Below are 17,140 nucleotides of genomic sequence, written 5' to 3' on the forward strand. Positions count from 1 at the left end.
CCTCGGCGTGGGGGAGCGGTGTGCGGCGTGCGGTCAGTCCGGGTGGGAGCGGGTGGGGAGCGCGAAGAACACGTCCTCCGGCTCGATGTCCGGGTCGCGGTCGGGGCGCGGGGCCTGGCGCACCGTGCCCGGGTGCCACCGGCGCGCGCGGCCGCGGCGGACGGCGGTGCGCATGGCGAAGGTGAGCAGGGCGGCGACGAGGACGGCCGCGCCGATCAGGGCGGCGATGCGGCCGGTGGTCGCCCACCGGTTCGCGCGGGCCGCGGCGGCCGGGTCGTGGGCGGCCGCGGGGATCGGGGCGGGCGATGCGCCGGTGTCCTTCGGCAGCGTCTCGAAGACCGCGCGGAACGGGTCGACCAGGCCGTAGCCGAACTCGTTGCTGCGGTTCGATCCGGCCATGCGGTCGGCGGTGATCTGCAGGCGCCAGGCCACGTCGGCGTTCTTGAGGCCCGGCTGGGCCGCCCAGACCAGGGCCGCGGCCGCGCTGACGATCGGGGCCGCAAAGCTGGTGCCCTTGTAGTACTGGTGGCCGTGGTCGCGGGCGGCGGCCAGCACCAGGTTGCCGGGGGCGGTGATGTCGACGTAGTTGCCGACCTGGGAGTCGTCGACCCGCGTGCCGTCCTGGTTGATCGCGGCGACGCCAAGGACGTTGGCGTAGGCGGCCGGATACGACGGCGGGTCGCTGGGGATCGCCGGGCGGTCGGAGCCGATCGGCGGCGGGGTCGGGTCGGCGTTGGCGTGGTGGTTGCCGACGGCGGCGACGATGAGCGCGCCCTTGGTGTTGGTGGCGTAGTCGACGGCCTGGGCGACCGCGGGGTAGTCCGTGTCGAGGCTGAGCGAGATGTTGATGATGCGGGCGTTCTGGTCGGCGGCGTAGCGGATCGCCTTGGCGAAGACCTCAGGGGTCACCGCCTCGCCGTTCGTCCCCTCCTCGTGGTCGGAGACGCGGATCGGCAGGATGCGCACGCCCGGCGCGAGGCCCTCGAAGCCGACGCCGTCGGCGTGCTTCGCCGCGATCAGGCTGGCCACCGCGGTGCCGTGGGAGGTGCAGTCGAAGTCCGCGCCGGCGGCGTTGCGCAGGAAGTCGAAGCCGGGCAGGACCTGGCCCGCGAGCTGCGGATGGGCGCCGTCGACGCCGGAGTCGACGACCGCGACCGTGAGCCCGGCGCCGGTCGTGGCCGGCCAGATCCGGTCGACGTCGAACGTCTGCTGGGCCCAGGGCGTCTCCTTGACCACCTCACCCGCTTTGGCAGGGTTGTTGCAGACGCCGGCCGGGGGAGGGGCCGCCCGCGCCGGCAGCGCCACCGCGAGCGGCGCAACGGCCGCGGCGAGCGCGGCGAACCATCCCCTGCGCTGCACGTCGGAGCCCCTCTGCCGGATCGATCGCACTGGTGGCGAATTGCCGTCGGCGGCTATCGTACGGTTGAAAAGCCGGCTGCGGGGAGGGCACCATGGACAACCGTGCGCTCCGGGGACGCGCCGACGAGCTGCTCGGCGAGCTCGACCGGATGCGCGGCGGCCTGGCGGTGCTGCAGCAGAAGCTCCAGACGATCACGGCCACGGCGAAGTCGGACGACGGCTTCATCACCGCCGTTGTCGGGCCGCGCGGCCAGCTGATCCGCCTCGACATCGACGCGCGCGTCTACCGCCGGCCCGACTCGCGCCACCTCGCCCAGTCCATCACCAAGGCCGTCCAGGCCGCCGCGGCCGACGCGATGCGGCAGGTCACCGACGCCTGCAAGCCGTTCATGGCCGAATCCGAGGTCCAGGCCCACCTCGCCTTCGACCTGCAGGGCATGACCCATCGGCTCGACTCGGAGCTCGACCTGCTGGCCGAGGACCAGGATCGGCGGGACGGGGAGAGGGCCGGCGGGGAGCGGCGATGAACGCATCCGCCGTAAAATTCGTGGACGTGGATATGGGTACGGCGTTCATCGGCGAGCAGGAGCAGCGATGACGGACAGCACCGCGGTCAACCCCACCCAGGCGCTCAACGGCGCGGCCCAGATGAGCTCCGCCGGCGACGCGATGCTGAAGCGGTGGCGGGCCCTGCGCGCCCGCATCGACCACCTCAACGCCTCGCAGCCGTGGGGCAACGACGAGCCCGGCCGGAACTTCAACAAGAACTACCTGGAGGGCGACAATCCGCCCTGCACGAGCGTGCTCGAGGGCGGCGAGAGCATGGTCATCGCCGTGTCGAAGCTCGGTGAGCAGATCCGGGAGGGCGTCCAGGGCGTCGTCGACGTCGACGACCTCACCGCCCAGTGGTTCAAGAAGTGACGCGGTCCCGGCGGGACTGAGGCGGGGAGCCGTCCAAGTTGGCCATTGAGAAGCCCGACCTCCATCCCGTCGATTGGCTGTGGGACGCCGTCTGCATCATCGGCGGCGGTTCGGCGTGGCCCGAGGGCAACGAGGACCACCTGCGTGACCTCGCCCGCGCCTGGCAGGATCTGGGCACCGAGCTCAACGGCCTGCTGAACAACGCCGACACGATCGCGATGCAGGTCGCGCAGGCGTGGGGCGGCGACGCCGGCGAGGCGTTCAACACCTACTGGAACGCGCTCGCCGTCGGCCCCGAGCACGGCCTGCCGCAGGTCGCCGACATCGCCATGAACTACTCCGCGGCCGCCGAGAACGCGGCCATGGAGATCGAATACGCCAAGCTCGTCCTGATGATCACCCTCGTCGTCACGGTGATCACGATCGTCATCTGCCAGATCCTGGCCGCGTTCACCTTCGGCGGCTCCGAGGCGGCCGCCGGGGCCGCGGTCGCCACCGCCCGCACCATCGCCGGGCGCGTGCTCCAGCGGCTCATCGCGTGGGTGGGCAAGGGGATCGTCCGCAAGCTGTTCGTGAAGTTCGTGATCCACGAGGTCCAGCAGATCGCATTCTCGGTCGGCACCGACTACCTGGCCCAGCAGATCCAGATCGCCGAGGGCACCCGCCGGGAGCTCGACACCCACTCCCTGCTCAACAGCCTCGTCTCCGGGGCCATCACCGGCGCGCTGACCTTCCCCCTCAACTTCGTCCACCTGCCGGTCAAGAACGCCCTTCCCCGGGTCGCCGCCAACGCCGCCGTCCACGGCGCGTCCAACGCCCTGATCATGCCGGCCTCGATGATGCTCACCACGGGCTTCATGACCGGCGACTGGAGCTGGGAGAACATCACCCAGGGCATCTCCCTGGAGACCTTCCTCGCGGGCGCGGCGATGGGCGGCACCATGGGCGGCATCGGCGCCGTCCGCGCCCCGGGAACCGGCGCCCACGGCGTCGAGACCACGCACGTCGACGGCGACCCGGCGGCCGCCGCGGGTGAGACGGGCGCGCACGGCGTCGACACGAGCGCACCCGCGGGCCTGACCGGCGACCCGGTCATCGCGACAGGCGAGACCGGGCCGGGCGCCGACGGCTTCATCGCGACCGGCGACCACGCCGGCGTCGACGTGGCCGGGGCGGGCTTCACGCCGGGCGACGGGCAGTCCCTGGCCCCGGCCGCCGACCACGCGACGGGCGGCTCGATCACCACCACCCTGGAAACCGCCACCGGTGCCCCGGTCCGCGGCGCAGCCGACCCGGTCGTCACTCAGCACGCGAACGGCGGTGAACCGGTCAGCACGCAGCACGGCAGTGGCGAGCCGGTCGGGCAGCGGGCCGGCGAGGGTGTCCACAGTGGATTCGAGATCGACACGAAGGTCCACAGTGGATCCGAGGTGGTGGCCGAGCACCCCGCGGCGTTCGTGGGCGCGGACAGGCCGGCCGCAGCAGTTGACGGCATCCGCACCACCGAGTCAGGACCCCGCACCGCCGAAACAGGACCCCGTACGACCGAGTCAGGACCCCGTACGGCCGAAACAGGGCCCCGCACGGCCGAGACCGGCACTCGCACCACGGACGCGGGAACCCGCACCGCAGAGAGCGGGGCCCGCACGAATGAAACCGGCGGGCGGACAGCGGAGACCGGCGCGCGCACGGCCGACGGCGCGGGGCGGGCAAGCGACGGCGCCGGGCGCGGGAGCGAGAACACCCGGTCGAACGACGGCGTGCGCACCACTGACGGCGGACGTACGCGGGAGCAGAACCAGACAAACGGATCCTTCCGCGCACCCGAGAAGAGCGGCGAGCCGGCCCGCGACGGCGGTGGACAGCCGGGACGCGGGGAGGCGGGCGGGCGGCACCGGGCCGAGGAGCCGGTCGCCCTGTTCGTACCCCGGCCGCGCCTCGACGACATGCCCGTGCGGATCGGCGGCGGGGAGCAGCCACCCGGCGCGGTGCCCACGCGGCCCGTCCCGGTGCATGAGGCGCCGGCCGGGCACACCGGCGGCGGCCACGGGGCGGAGCCGGCCGGCCCGGGGCGCGACCACGGGCCCGGGGGCGGGCGCGGCGACGGGCCGGCCGGTGGGGGCGACGACCCGCCACCGCCGCCCGGGGACCGGCCCGGCGGTGGGGGCGACGAGCCGGCGTCGAAGCTGTCGGGCACCCGCACGGCCGACGGAACCCGCAGCTACGAGGGGCCGCCGCGGCACTTCGAGGGCGAGCCCGGCAGCCGGGAGGGCAAGGTCGCGACCGACGCGTCCGCGCGTGACCTCGCCGACGCCGTCCAGCGCCAGGCCGACGGCGAGGGGCTCGGCCGCAAGAACCGGGTGCGCGTCGCCGCGGCGATGCTGACGCCCGACGAGCCGACGATCCGCAGCCACACCAGCACGCGGCCGATGAAGGCGGCCGACGGCTCGGTCCGCCACCTCGAGCTGCACCCCGAGGCCGCGCGCGTCCTCGACGAGATCAAGGCCGCGGCCGCGCGGGACCCGGACGGGCGGACCGGCATCAACCACGGCCGGTGCGCCGAGGTCGTGCTGGTGTCCGACAAGCTGTACGAGCTCGAGGCGCAGTGGCGGGCGACCGGTGAGCCCGGGGACTTCCCGGTGTTCGCCCGCGAGCAGCTCCGCGACGGCGTCGTGGGCACGCACTGGATCGGCGAGGGCACGTATCAGGAGCACGGCGACTACGCGCCGCCCTGTGACACCTGCGGGCCCTTCATCGAGGACTTCGGCATCCACTCGATCGACCCGAGCGAGATCGCCGCCGCCCACGAACCGGCCACCGGCCCGCACGCTCCCGCGGCCGGCGCCCACGACTCCCCGGCCGGCCCGCACGAACGGCCGCCCGAGTCGCTCGGGCGCGTCGACGAGCAGACCGTCGCCGACACCCGGACCGCCGACGTGCGCGCCCCCAGCGACCGGGACGTCCAGGCCCTCAACGACAAGTTCCCGCGCGACGAGCACGGCAACCCGCTGCGGCAGCCCGACGTCCGCCGGGGCGACTTCGCGCACGAGTACAACGACGGCGGCCACAAGGTGCCCGGCCGCAACAACAACTGCGGCGAGGTCTCCATGGCCACGCTGGCCAACCACCGCGGCGAGCCCACCGTCGCCGGCTCCATGCGCGACCCGCTCGCCGGCGGTGAGCACGGCGCGGCCGACCGCATCTCGCGGTGGACCGGCGGGCAGTGGGAGATGCAGGGCGGCGACGTGCGCGGCTTCGACGGCGTCGAGCGGCAGCTGCGTGAGGCCGGGCCCGGCTCGGGCTCGATCGTCGTGGTGAAGTGGAGCGACTCCGCCGAGGGCCACGCGTTCAACGCGTTGAACATCCACGGTGACATCGTCTGGGTGGACATGCAGCGCGGCCTGATCTCGGACGACGGGCCGATCTACCACGACAACGTGGCCGGCGTCTGGTCGATCACCGTCGACGCGCACGGCGACCCGCTGGTGCCGCTGGACCACGCGACAGGCCTGCACCACGCGGCCGCCGAGGAGGGCGCGCCGGCCCGCCCCGACATGGCCGGCGAGGACACCCGCACCCACTTCTACGACACCTACGACCTGTCCGACGAGGTCACGCACCGGGGCACGACGGTCAAGGTCGACATGTACACCGGGATCGCCGACGGGAAGTACCACATCCACGGCGACCCGAAGGGCACCTGGCGCATCGCCGAAGGCAATCTGGTCGACCGCGCGGGCTTCGCCACCGACTGGCACACGGCCGAGCGGCAGGACCTCCAGGCCCGGGCCGTGCAGCTCGATCCCGCCGCGCACCCGGTCCGGCCCGACGACGCCCTGCCCAAGGACCCGGTGAAGGGGGTCCACGACGCCTCGCAGGCGTACTACGAGGCGCGCGACGCCGCGGACCTGGAGCGGGTCCGGCGCAGGGAGCTGCTCGGCCGGATCGAGGAGCTCCTCGGCCCCGGGTCGAAGACGGAGGAGGACCTGGAGCCCGGCGCGCGCTGCAGGCGCACGATCGCCGAGCTGAGCCGATTCCCGGGCACCGAAGACCTCATCCGGGCGGTGCAGTCGAGCGTCGACACGTACCACCGCGACATGAACGGCGTGCGCATCGCCAGCGGCGAGGCGGCCATGCACGCCGGCCTCGGGGTGGCCCACCACGAGATCATGCACCCGTCGGGCGAGCACGCCGGCCTGGTCGTCGACCCCGAGCACGTGACGGTGCACGGCGACCCGGTCTCGGCCCGGCCCAACGAGCTGGACATCATCGCGCTGCGCTACGACGAGTCCCGCAACGGCGAGCCGGGCTACAACCGGCTCGACATCTGGGAGGCCAAGGGCGGCTCCAGCGGCCTCGGGACGCGCTACGACCGCGAGCTCGGGGGCCGGGTCGAGCAGGGCACCGGACCCTACCTGAAGTGGATGCTCGAAAACGATCCCACGATGCTGCGACTGTACGTCAGGCACCCGAGCCTCCTCGAAGCGATCCACCGGGGCCACGTCACGATCGGGTACCACAAGGTGACCACCACCGTCCTCGACCGGCCGCCCCCGCTCGTCCCGGGCGACGCCGCCACGCACCCCCGGGACCCGCGCACGGGCCGGCCGGCGGTGATCGACGGGACCAGCACGACCCACGTCCGGGAGTTCTGGTTCGTGCGCGGCCCGGACGACGGCACCCACAACTTCTTCGAGCAGGACGGGCTCCGGCCCAACTTCAAGGTGCTCGACCTGCTCGCCGAGCGGGCGGCGGCCCGCGGTGAGCTGCCGCCGTCGCTGTCCGGGCCCGACGACCCCGAGGCCGTGCACGGCGTCCTCAGCGGCGCCGGCGGCCGGGTCTGGCACGCCGAGCTCCCGCTGCCGATGACCTTCCACGGCGCGGAGCCGCACGCCGTCGAGGCGCACGTGCGCGGGCTGCTGCGGGGCGCGGCCGACCCGCGGACCTGGGTCGACGGCGCGCCGCCGCGGATCGTCGTCCACGCCGGGCCCGGGATCGACGCGGCCACCGCCCGGCTGATCGAGCACACCCGCATCGACTTCACCCAGCCCGATCCGGCCCACCCGGTGCCCGAGCCGCGGATCACCGTCGAGGGCCCGCGGCTGCACGACCCGGCCGCCGCGCTCGGGCTGACGCCGGAGATCCTCGCCGAGGACCGGCGCGACCGCGTGCCCTACTTCAACGCGCAGGAGCAGGCCCGCAGCGCCGTCCGGTGCACCGGGGGCCGGCTGTACGACGCCGAGGGCCTGCCGCTGCACGGCGAGTACATCTACGCCGTCGACCCGAGCACGCAGGAGATCCACGCGTACCCGTTCGGCGCCGACGAGACCCGCCACTCCAGCCTGTTCGCCGGCGGCCGGGTCGACGGGGCCGGCACGCTGAACGTCGAGCACGGCCGGGTCACGGGCGTCGACAACGCCAGCGGCCACTACCGCCCGGTCGCCGACCACGTCGCCGCGGCCCGGGACGCGCTGCTGCTGCACGGCGCCGACCTCAGCGAGGCCGAGTTCCGGGCCGGGGCCGGCCGCGGCCCGACCGCGCACTCCACGGCCCGCGGCGCGGCGGCGTTCGACCGGGCCCTGGCCGAGCTCGACCGGCCGGGCGCGATCGACGGCGTGGCCGGCGTGCGGCTCCTGGACGTGGCCGAGGGCGGCGACCGGACCGGCGCCCCGGCGATCGTGGAGGTACGGCTCAACGGCGGCGCGGTGCTCCACGTCGACGCGGCCGGGGTCCGGGACTTCCTGCAGGCCCCGCGGGCCGACGGGCCGGACGCCGGGCTGCCCGAGTTCGCCCGCCACCCGCACACCACCGGCGACGCCGACCTGGCCTATCAGGGCGCGGACCACCTCCGCGACCGCATCACGGGCGAGCTCGACCGGCTGCGCGGGCCGAGCGCGGGCAGTGCCGAGCCGGGCGCCGCGGTGCGTGCGCCGCGACCGGCGGCGCGGCCGGACCACGTGCTCGTCGAGCTCGACCGGCTGCTGGCCGAGCGGGTCGGGGCGGCGCCGCTGCATGACGTGAGCGGTGAGCCGCTCCACGGCCCGCGCGATCACCACGAGGCGACGGCCGCGCTGCGCAGCCTGTCGGACGAGCACATCGCCGCGCTCGTGGCGGCGGGCGGGCTGACCGGGGAGCCGGCCGCCCGTCTGGCGGCCGAGCTGGCCGGGCGGCGGGACCTGGCGATCGAGCGGCACTGGCGCCCGCCGATCCCGCCGGAGATCGAGCGGATGGCCGGGGCGGTCCGCAAGGAGCTCGGCTACTACCGGGAGGGCCCCGACGGCCGGGAGCTGTACGACATCCTGCGCCGGCGGGCCCACGAGCACACCGGCGGCCTGGCGCACGGGATGACGGTCCACGAAGCCGCCCGGGCCGTCGACGCCGCGGTCGTGGCGGCGGGCGGGACGCCGCGCTACGAGCGGATGCTCGGCGAGTACCTCGGCTCGCCCGACGGGCGGGCGCACCACGCGGCGGTCACCGAGCTCGACCTCGCCACGATCCGGCGGCCGCGCTTCGAGCTGGAGGACCCGCGCTTCGCCGAGCCGGCCCCGCAGTACGCGGCCGAGCAGGCGGCCGGCCACGCGGACCTGTGGAGCGGGGCGCAGCGCAGGGCGCTCACGCAGTACACCTCGGGAATGGGTCGAGAGGCGGTCGAGCACTTCCTGCGCACCGGCGAGGCGCGCACCGCCGACGCCCGCACCGACGCCTACCGCATCCAGGGCGCCATGCGGGAGACGACCGGCGACCTGCGCCTGCACGGCCGGGTCGACCTGCGCGACCTCGGCATCGCCCACGCCGGCGAGCTGCCGCGGCTGGTCGACGGGCACGTCACCCTCGACACGTTCACGCACCTGGACGGCGACGCCGGCGCGCGGCCGCACGCGGAGCAGGTCCGGGTCGTGGTGGAGGCACCGGCGGGCACCCCGATCGCCTGGGTCGCCCGCGCGGGCGAGCGCGGCCCCGAGGTGCACGCACTGCTGGGCGCGGGCGCGCGGCTCCACGTGGCCGAGCTCCGCCGTATCGAGTTCGGCCGCTACGAGCTCCACCTGCGCTACGAGGGCTACGAGGACCCGGCCGCCCTGGTCGCCCGCCTGCACGCGGCCGGCCCGCCACCGCGCGACGTCCGGCCGCCGCACGACGACCTCCGGCCGCCGTACGACGACGTCCCGCCACCGGACGACGGTGGCCCGCGACCGGGCGATGTCCGGCCTCAGCACGACGGTGGCTCGCGACCGGGTGGCGTCCGGCCGCCGTACGACGGTGGGCTGCTACCGGGCGATGTCCGGCCGCCGTACGAGGGCGGATCGCCGTCGGGTGGCGTCCGGCCGCCGTACGGGCCGGTCCGGCCGGTCGGTGCCGGCACGGTGCAGGCGATCGCACGGGCGGCGGGGATCGACACGGCCGGGGTCGAGGTGTGGGTGGCCGGGGACGCGGAGCTCGGGCGCTACCTGGACGAGCAGGGCGTCGTCGCGATCCGGCCGCCGGAGGCGGGCGGCCGGGTGCTGGTGCTCGGCCCGGCCGCGCTCGCCGACCCGCGCACGCTTGCCGCGGCACTGCGCGAGCACGAAGGGGGCGCCGATGATCCGGATCGTGGTGGAGAAGGTGTTCGACTGGCCGGGCCGGGGGCTGATGGTCTCGGGCTTCCCGCTCGGGGGGATCATCGAGCCGGGGATGCGGCTGGGCAACGGGGCCGGGGCCCGGGCGACGGTGCTGGCGGTCGAGGCGCAGAGCCCGCGGGACCGGCGGGAGGGTTGGGTCACCGTGGTGCTGGAGCACACGACACCGACCCCGGCGGCCGAGGGCGTGATGCTCACGGTGGAGCAGAGCCCGCCGGTGCCGTACACGTATCACGTGACGCCGGACCCGGAGGCGCCGGAGCAGGTGACGATCGCGGAGGCCACCCCGGGGACGATGCGAGCGGCAGTTATATCGCTGCGGACCTCACGGCGATCCTGGGCGGCCGGTCCGCCGCCGGGCTCGCAGGAGATCACCCGGGAGCAGGCCCAGCAGATCCTGGAGTCGGCGCGCACGATGATCCCGTCGGACCCGGAGCTGCGCCGGATCCTGCTGCGGCGACTCTAGGGGCGCAGCGCCTCGGCAAGGAGCGGGCCGCGCGGCACTCGCCGGAGCTGGCGGGCGTGGTCGGCCGGCTGCTCGACGACCCGCACGCGCTCGGCGGCACCGGCGTCCTGCGCGACCCGGCGCTGCGCGCGCTCGTGCTGTGGCACATCGAGGAGCTGGCCGCCGGCGACGCCCTGGCCCCCTACGGCGGCAGCCTGGAGCTGTTCCTGGCCGACCACCCGGGCCGCGGGCCGCTCTACGCGCAGGTCCCGCGCTGGGTCAACCGGGTCGCCGTCGACGGCGTCGAGCGCACCCGGGTGGAGGTCCACGTCGCCGGGCTCCAGGCGGCCGACCCGGCCCTGACCGTGGGCGCTGACCCGACACCGGCCGAGCGGGCCCGGGTGCAGGACTACGCCGAGCGCCTCCGGACCGCGCTGCAGCCCGCCGTCGACCGGGCGCTGTGCGAGATCACGACTGCGGTCCGGGGCGGCGCCGACGGGCCGGTGACGTACAGCAGCCGGGTCGAGGACGCCGCCGGCCTCATCGACAGGGTCGCCCGCCTGAGCCGGGGCCGAGGGCACACGCCCGGCCGTCCGGGGTACCGCGTCGGCGATATCCTCGACGCGGTGAGCGCCCGGATCACCGTGCCCGACACCGTGAGCCTGTGGCGCGCCCTGGAGCTCGTCAGCGAGCGCTTCGGCGTGGGCGACGGCGGGCGGATCCTGAAGGTGCGCAACATGTACGCCTCGCCGGAGCCCGAGCACCCGCAGCGGCGCGCCATCCCGCTCACGATCGGCATCGACGCCGACGGCCGCCGGTACGCGTTCGAGCTGCGGCTCGCCACCCTGCGCGCGTCGATCGCGGCGGACATCGAACACCACTCGCTGTACAACCCCTCCGTCGCCATCTCGGCCGCCGAGGCCGAGGCCGTCCGCCGGGCATCGCGCGAGGCCGCCGCCCGCGACCAGCTCGAGGACGTCCCATGACCGGTCCGGAGCGAAGCGGAGGGGCCGGTCATCAGGGGTGCAGTTCGACGGTCGGGCGGCCGGAGCGAAGCGGAGGGCGCATGACCGGTCCGGAGCGAAGCGGAGGGGCCGGTCATCAGGGGTGCAGTTCGACGGTCGGGCGGCCGGAGCGAAGCGGAGGGCGCATGACCGGTCCGGAGCGAAGCGGAGGGGCCGGTCATCAGGGGTGCAGTTCGACGGTCGGGCGGCCGGAGCGAAGCGGAGGGCGCATGACCGAGCGTGAGACGCTGCACGTCTTCCTGATCGGGGAGGCGTACGACGATGTGCGGCCCGTCTTCGCCGTCGACGGCCGCGACTACCCCGACGAGCAGAGTGTGCGGGCCGACGTCGAGGCCGGCTGGCGGGCCCTGCACGACCTGCGGCTCATCGGGGAGGTGGAGTCCTCGGCGGTACTCCCCGAAACCCCACGCCCCCGGCTGCCCTCCTGGCCCGAGTGGCGGGCCCGGCACATCGAGCGCGGCGAGCCGATCGGCGTGCGGCCCCGCCCCGACGGGTCCCCGGGCCCGGCCGGTCAGGAGGAGCTGCGGCGCTGGCTGGAGCAGGCCAAGCCGTGGCTCGACGCCCAGCTCGCCGCGGCCGCGGCGGCCGTCCCCGGGGCGCGGGTCGTGCGGACCCGCGAGCCCGCCGTGCACCGGATCGGCCCCGGCTCCGTCGTGCCGGCCGAGGAGCGGTTCCGCCTCGACGCCGGCTACCTCGCCGTCCCGCCCGCCGGGGCCGGGCCCGACGCGGCGCTGCTGCCGGTCGCGGACTGGCTGCGGGCCAACGGGTGGGCCGTGGCGGCCCCCGAGGAGTCGCCGTCCTACGTCACGTTCTCGGCCACTTTCTCGCAGTACACGATGAGCGTGGCCTGGAATCGTCGCGATCGCGCGCTCAACCTCTCGGGCTCGTCGCCGGAGGTTGACACCACGACATTCGACCCGCAGGGAGGCTCCGGCGATGCTGCGCACGTTTGACGGTTCGGCCGGCTGGCCGGCGCTGAGGTCGCGATTCGCGGGGCGCCTCCCGGAGACCACGCTGGCCGGGCTCGACGCGGCCGTCGAGTTCGCGGTGCAGCGCCACGGTGAGCAGCGGCGCCCGGCCGGGGAGCCGTACGCCGAGCACCTCCTGGAGGCCCTTGACGTGCTCGTCGAGGCGGTCGGCGAGCGCGACCCGGACGTGCTGCGGGCGGCGGTGCTGCACGACGTCGTCGAGGACACCCCGACGACCCTCGACGAGGTGCGGGAGCGCTTCGGCCCGGGGGTCGCCGAGCTCGTCGGCTGGGTGACGAAGGAGGGCGACCGGGCGGCGTACCTGCAGCGGCTGCGCGGCGCCCCCGACGCGGCCCTGGCGGTGAAGCTGGCCGACCGGCTCAGCAACGTCCAGCGGCTGCGCACGCACCCGCGCCCGGCCAAGCGGGCCGCCTACTACCGCGAGACGGTCGCCACCATCGTCCCCCTCGCGGCCGGCCGCGGATGGTTCGAGGAGTGGTATCGCCAGTGGCAGGCCGACCACGCCGACCTGGACACCACGGACCCGGACACCACGGACCCGGCCGTATGAACGTCGATGCGTCAGGTGAGCCGTTCCGGTTCGTCGTCCTCGGCGCGCAGACCGGCGGCGAGCTGGTCCCCGGCCAGATCACGGCGGCCGGCAACCGGCGCCACGCCCGGATTCTGCGCTACCTGCGCAGCGGGTCCTGGGTCATCCGCGACCCCCTCACCAGAGGCCGCGACGCGCTCGACCCCGGCGCGGAGCCGGCGGTGCCGCGGGGGTACCGCACCGACGGCATCTGGATCTGGCCGCTCGCGCTGGAGTACTACTACGAGCGCCACGGCGTCGCCCCGCCCGCGGACCTGCTCGACCTGATGGCCCGCAGCGGCCACTACCCGAGGCGTATCCGGGCCGATCGGTGCGGCCAGGCCCACCAGGCGCTGCTGGCGCGGGCGCCGGGGCCGTTCGAGCCGGCCGCGCCGATGCAGTTCCGCCTGCCGCCCGACGTCTTCGACTTCCTGCTGACCGTCGGCTGGGTGCCCGGCCGCGAGATCGCCGTCGACCCGGCGCTCGACCCGCAGCGCCGGGCCGTCCTCGCGGAGTTCGGCGACCTGGCGTTCCCGGCGTACGGGTACGCCCGCGACTGGCGCGTGACGGGCTTCCTGACCCGGCCGAAGGGCGAGCCCAGCGACCCGGCGCTCATCGCGGCCGCGCAGCGGCGGCTGGGCGGCCCGCTGCTGCCGATCGGCTCGGTCCCGCAGTGGGCGGCCGAGATCGTGCTGCACCCCGAGGCGGGCATCGGCACGGTCTGCGCCGACCCCGAGCACGAGCGGTTCCTGGGCCGGGACATCGACGAGGCGCTCACCTCCCTGATCCGCGGGGCCGCCGTCGACCCGGCGCTGCGCGCCGCGGCGGGCTGGGTCCGGTAGCTATGGTGGAGCGCATGGTGACCGACGTGCGGGCGCTCGACGGCGACGAGGTCGTCGCGCTGGCCCGCAAGCTCCTCACCGTGGCGCCGCTGCTGCGCCGGGTGCAGCCCGAGCGGGTCCTGCTGGCGCTGGGCTATCCGCAGCTGGAGACCGTGAACGAGTTCTCCCGCTTCGGCGACGCGGGCCTCGGCGTCGGGCCGGCGAGCGTGGGCCTGGCCGCCGACGGCTCGGCCGAGACCGTCGCGGTGCCCGTCCACGCGCCGCTGCCCCGGCCGCTCGGCCCGGAGCACCGCGACTTCGTGCAGGACGTGTTCTCGATGGCCGGCCGCGCGCTCATCGCCCACTTCGGCGAGCCCGCCGGCCTGTCCGGGGGCGGCTCACCGGCGCTCAAGTGGCACTTCGGCGAGTCGGCGCTGACGCTGGTGCGCGGCGGCCTCGACGTCGCGCTCTACCTGTGGCGCACGATCGACCTGGAGGGCGACGAATGACGGCCCCGACGCCGGCGTGGGACGAGTTCGCGGCGGCCCTGCGCACCGAGCTGAGCCGCCTGGGCGACGGCATGACGGTCGTCATCGTCTGGAAGGAGCGGTCCTGGCTGTCCGCGCAGTTCGCCCAGGGGCGCCAGTCGCTGTGGGCCGAGGTGTCCGGGCAGCGGCTGGGGGACGCGGAGTACACCCGGGCCGACACCCCTGAGGACCGCCGGATCCTGGGGTCGCACGGCTGGCTGCCGCCCGACCCCGCCGAGACCTTCTGGTGGCACCGGACAGTCGCCTACCCGCCGACGAGCGCGGAGTACCGCGAGATCGTCGCCGGGGTCGTCGCCGCCCTGCGCGACGTGAACGGGGTGCCGGGCCCGGAGCACCTGGGCTACCGCGCCTGGGAGGCCCTGGAGGGCAACCGCTACCGGACGCTCGACCTGCCCGGCGTCGAAGCGCTGCCGCTGCGCGCACCCGGGGCCCCGGCCTAGCGCGGCCGGCTCAGCGTGGGCCGGCTCAGCGTGGGCCGGCTTGGCGTGGGCCGGCTTGGCGTGGGCCGGCCGGGCGCCGGACTAGGGCAGCAGGCCGGGGCGGTAGTGGCGGAGCCAGTCGCCGATGCGGCCCGCGGTCCAGGCCCGGTCGATCAGGATCAGGCTCATGTGCACCGTCTGCGGGTCGGCCATCGCCACCCACGCCGGGCCGAGCTGCCGCTGCCGAGCGGCCTGGTCGGCGCTCAGGATCTCGCCGACCCCGGTGAGGCCCGGGCCCGTGTTGGCGTCGGCGAACATGTCGGCGCCCGCCTGTGCGGCGGCCCGGCCCACGCCGTAGGGGGCGATGACCGTGCCGGAGCGGCGGTTGATGACGACCACGCCCTGGATGTCGGGCCAGCGCATGCGCACGACGACGCCGTCGCGGCGCAGGAACTCCACGCCGGTCGGGGACAGGCGCAGGCCGTGGCCGCGGCTCGCCACCCGCTGCAGCAGCGTCACGCCGCCGACCACGGCGACCGGCAGCAGGACGCAGCCCACGTAGCCGCCGACGACGTAGCCGATCATGAAGCACAGCAGCGCGACGACGACGTTGGCGGCCAGGAACGGCTTGGCGTAGTTGTGCCAGGTCTGCGCCCAGGTCGCCCGGAACTCCTCGGGCTCGCGCAGCTGCGGGCCGGGCATCCGCGGCCAGGTCATGAGCCGGCGGTCCCGACCACGGCCTCCAGGTCGGCCCGGTGCAGGAGGCGCAGCTCGTCGAGGGTGGGCCGGCGACCGAGCACCCGCAGGCGCTGGGCCTGAGCCTTGCGCATGCTCTCGAAGAGCTTGCGGGCGTCGCGGGCGTTGCCGAAGCCGGCGTCCCGCTCGACCGCCGCGAAGTGGCGCAGCAGCACCGGCTCGACGTCGTCGGCGAGGGCGTAGTCGTCGGCCGCGCACATGCGCCGCACGATGCGGACCAGGTCCTCGGGTGAGTAGTTCTCGAAGACGATCGTCTTGGTGAAGCGTGACGCCAGACCGGGGTTGGCCGCGATGAACTCGTCCATCTCGGCGGTGTAGCCGGCCGCGATCACCGCGATCTCGTGCCGGTGGTCCTCCATGAGCTTCACGAGCGTGTCGATCGACTCCTGGCCGAAGTCGCCGCCCGAGCCCATGGTCCGCGACAGCGTGTACGCCTCGTCGATGAACAGCACCCCGCCGCGCGCCTCCTCGAAGGCGGCCGACGTCTTCTCGGCGGTGTGGCCGAGGTACTGCCCGACCAGGTCCCGCCGCGAGACCTCCTTGAACGCGCCCATCGGCAGCACTCCGAGCGCGGCCAGCAGCTTGCCGTAGATGCGGGCGACGGTCGTCTTGCCGGTGCCGGGCGCGCCCGCGAAGACCAGGTGGTGACCCGTCGCGCCCACCGAGAGCCCGGCGCTGCGCCGCCACTCGTTGACCTGGATCTCGTCGATCAGCGCCCTCACCTCGTCCTTGACCCCGGCCAGGCCGACCATCGCGTCCAGGTCGGCCAGCAGCGCCTCGACGGCGGCCGCGTCACCGCCGGCGGCCGGGGCGCCGTCGCCGATCGTCAGCGGCGCCGCGTCGGGCCGGGCGCTGACGAGCGTGGTGGTCGCGCCCTCGGCGATGTCGACGGCCGGCACGCCGGTGTTCTCGATCTGGCACTCCTCGATCGCGCCGCCGCAGCCGCGGGCGACGGTGATGCCGGCGCCCCGGGTGTCGTGAATCCTGGAGCGGCGGATCGTCGGCGCGCTCTGGTGGGCCACGGCGATCCCGGCGTCGCCGGTCTGCGTCACCTCGCAGCCCTCGATCGTCGGTCGGCCGAACTGGTACACGTACACGCCCCGCCGCCCGCAGCCGCGCACGACGGTTCCGGTGATCACCGGGTCGGCCCCGATCCGCACGATGATCCCGTCCTCGGCGACCTCGCTGATCTGGCAGTCGTCGATGGTCCCCGGTGCGTCCTCGACCACCACGCCGTACTGCGCGCCGGTGACCGTGCACCGGCGCATCTCGATCGAGCCGCCGGCCAGGTCGACGCCGGGCCCGAAGCCGGCCGTCAGGGCGCAGTCGTGCAGCGCGAGCTGCGTCCCGCGGGCCGTCACCGCCGGCGCGTCGGCGGAGCGCAGCGTGAAGCCCTCGATCGTCAGGGCGGCGTTGCGGGCGCTGACGGCCGGGTACGGGATCGCCGCCGCGTCGAGCGTGACGGCGCCGCCGGCCGGGTCGGCACTGACAAGCCTCAGCCGCTTGCCGGTGACGAATATCGCCTCCGCATAGGTGCCCGGGGCGACAGCGATCACCGAGTCGTCGGTGGCCGCGGCGAGCGCGTCGCCGATGGTGGCGTACGCACCTCGCTGCTGCGGTGCGACGAGAAGTGTGCGAATCGTTGCCCCCGGTGATGAGGTCGGCAAATGCCCTCG

General features: G+C 75.0%; 11 protein-coding genes. 8 read left to right on the forward strand and 3 right to left on the reverse strand.

The features are described 5' to 3' along the window. Window positions 1-33 precede the first annotated feature (33 nt). Window positions 34-1,359 carry a type VII secretion-associated serine protease mycosin gene (gene mycP / locus Dvina_RS06225; RefSeq protein ID WP_246656063.1) on the reverse strand — a complete coding sequence of 442 codons (1,326 nt, stop codon included), beginning with the start codon at window positions 1,357-1,359 and terminating at the stop codon, window positions 34-36. Window positions 1,360-1,451: 92 nt separating this feature from the next. Between mycP and Dvina_RS06230 the strand changes: the two genes are divergently transcribed. The 8 genes from Dvina_RS06230 (at window position 1,452) to Dvina_RS06265 (ending at window position 14,729) form a co-directional block, all read left to right on the forward strand. Then, a complete protein-coding gene (locus Dvina_RS06230) occupies window positions 1,452-1,886 on the forward strand; it encodes a YbaB/EbfC family nucleoid-associated protein (protein ID WP_223101389.1) in 435 nt (144 codons plus the stop codon). A gap of 67 nt (window positions 1,887-1,953) precedes the next feature. Then, window positions 1,954-2,280: a hypothetical protein gene (locus Dvina_RS06235; protein ID WP_223101390.1), complete on the forward strand. Its 327-nt coding sequence runs from the start codon at window positions 1,954-1,956 to the stop codon at window positions 2,278-2,280. Window positions 2,281-2,318: 38 nt separating this feature from the next. Beyond that, window positions 2,319-11,324, forward strand: a complete 9,006-nt coding sequence (locus Dvina_RS55105; protein WP_223101391.1) for a WXG100-like domain-containing protein — start codon at window positions 2,319-2,321, stop codon at window positions 11,322-11,324. A gap of 248 nt (window positions 11,325-11,572) precedes the next feature. Beyond that, window positions 11,573-12,316 (forward strand): hypothetical protein, encoded by a 744-nt coding sequence (locus Dvina_RS06245; protein ID WP_223101392.1) that lies wholly within the window; start codon window positions 11,573-11,575, stop codon window positions 12,314-12,316. Next, window positions 12,300-12,902: an HD domain-containing protein gene (locus Dvina_RS06250; RefSeq protein WP_223101393.1), complete on the forward strand. Its 603-nt coding sequence runs from the start codon at window positions 12,300-12,302 to the stop codon at window positions 12,900-12,902. Before Dvina_RS06245 ends, Dvina_RS06250 begins: the two co-directional genes overlap by 17 nt. After that, a complete protein-coding gene (locus Dvina_RS06255; RefSeq protein ID WP_223101394.1) occupies window positions 12,899-13,762 on the forward strand; it encodes an SUKH-3 domain-containing protein in 864 nt (287 codons plus the stop codon). Before Dvina_RS06250 ends, Dvina_RS06255 begins: the two co-directional genes overlap by 4 nt. A 14-nt stretch (window positions 13,763-13,776) precedes the next feature. Next, window positions 13,777-14,250: a DUF6301 family protein gene (locus Dvina_RS06260; protein ID WP_223101395.1), complete on the forward strand. Its 474-nt coding sequence runs from the start codon at window positions 13,777-13,779 to the stop codon at window positions 14,248-14,250. Continuing rightward, window positions 14,247-14,729 (forward strand): TY-Chap domain-containing protein, encoded by a 483-nt coding sequence (locus tag Dvina_RS06265; RefSeq protein ID WP_223101396.1) that lies wholly within the window; start codon window positions 14,247-14,249, stop codon window positions 14,727-14,729. Before Dvina_RS06260 ends, Dvina_RS06265 begins: the two co-directional genes overlap by 4 nt. Before the next feature lie 81 nt (window positions 14,730-14,810). On the opposite strand, the gene Dvina_RS06270 is transcribed toward Dvina_RS06265, so the two are convergent. After that, complete coding sequence (locus Dvina_RS06270) at window positions 14,811-15,425, reverse strand: hypothetical protein (protein WP_223101397.1); 615 nt, start codon at window positions 15,423-15,425, stop codon at window positions 14,811-14,813. Then, window positions 15,422-17,131: a right-handed parallel beta-helix repeat-containing protein gene (locus tag Dvina_RS06275; protein WP_246656065.1), complete on the reverse strand. Its 1,710-nt coding sequence runs from the start codon at window positions 17,129-17,131 to the stop codon at window positions 15,422-15,424. The genes Dvina_RS06270 and Dvina_RS06275 overlap by 4 nt, the downstream gene beginning before the upstream one ends. Window positions 17,132-17,140 lie beyond the last annotated feature (9 nt).

The sequence above is a fragment of the Dactylosporangium vinaceum genome (genome assembly GCF_019904175.1).
In the GTDB taxonomy this organism is placed as follows: Bacteria; Actinomycetota; Actinomycetes; order Mycobacteriales; family Micromonosporaceae; genus Dactylosporangium; species Dactylosporangium vinaceum.

Excerpts from the sequence above, each read along its gene's own strand:
- Dvina_RS06245 (WP_223101392.1), top strand. The coding sequence starts at position 11,573 with ATGACCGAGCGTGAGACGCTGCACGTCTTCCTGATCGGGGAGGCGTAC.
- Dvina_RS06270 (WP_223101397.1), bottom strand. The coding sequence starts at position 15,425 with ATGACCTGGCCGCGGATGCCCGGCCCGCAGCTGCGCGAGCCCGAGGAG.
- Dvina_RS06230 (WP_223101389.1), top strand. The coding sequence starts at position 1,452 with ATGGACAACCGTGCGCTCCGGGGACGCGCCGACGAGCTGCTCGGCGAG.
- Dvina_RS06260 (WP_223101395.1), top strand. The coding sequence starts at position 13,777 with ATGGTGACCGACGTGCGGGCGCTCGACGGCGACGAGGTCGTCGCGCTG.
- Dvina_RS06235 (WP_223101390.1), top strand. The coding sequence starts at position 1,954 with ATGACGGACAGCACCGCGGTCAACCCCACCCAGGCGCTCAACGGCGCG.
- Dvina_RS06265 (WP_223101396.1), top strand. The coding sequence starts at position 14,247 with ATGACGGCCCCGACGCCGGCGTGGGACGAGTTCGCGGCGGCCCTGCGC.
- Dvina_RS06255 (WP_223101394.1), top strand. The coding sequence starts at position 12,899 with ATGAACGTCGATGCGTCAGGTGAGCCGTTCCGGTTCGTCGTCCTCGGC.
- Dvina_RS06250 (WP_223101393.1), top strand. The coding sequence starts at position 12,300 with ATGCTGCGCACGTTTGACGGTTCGGCCGGCTGGCCGGCGCTGAGGTCG.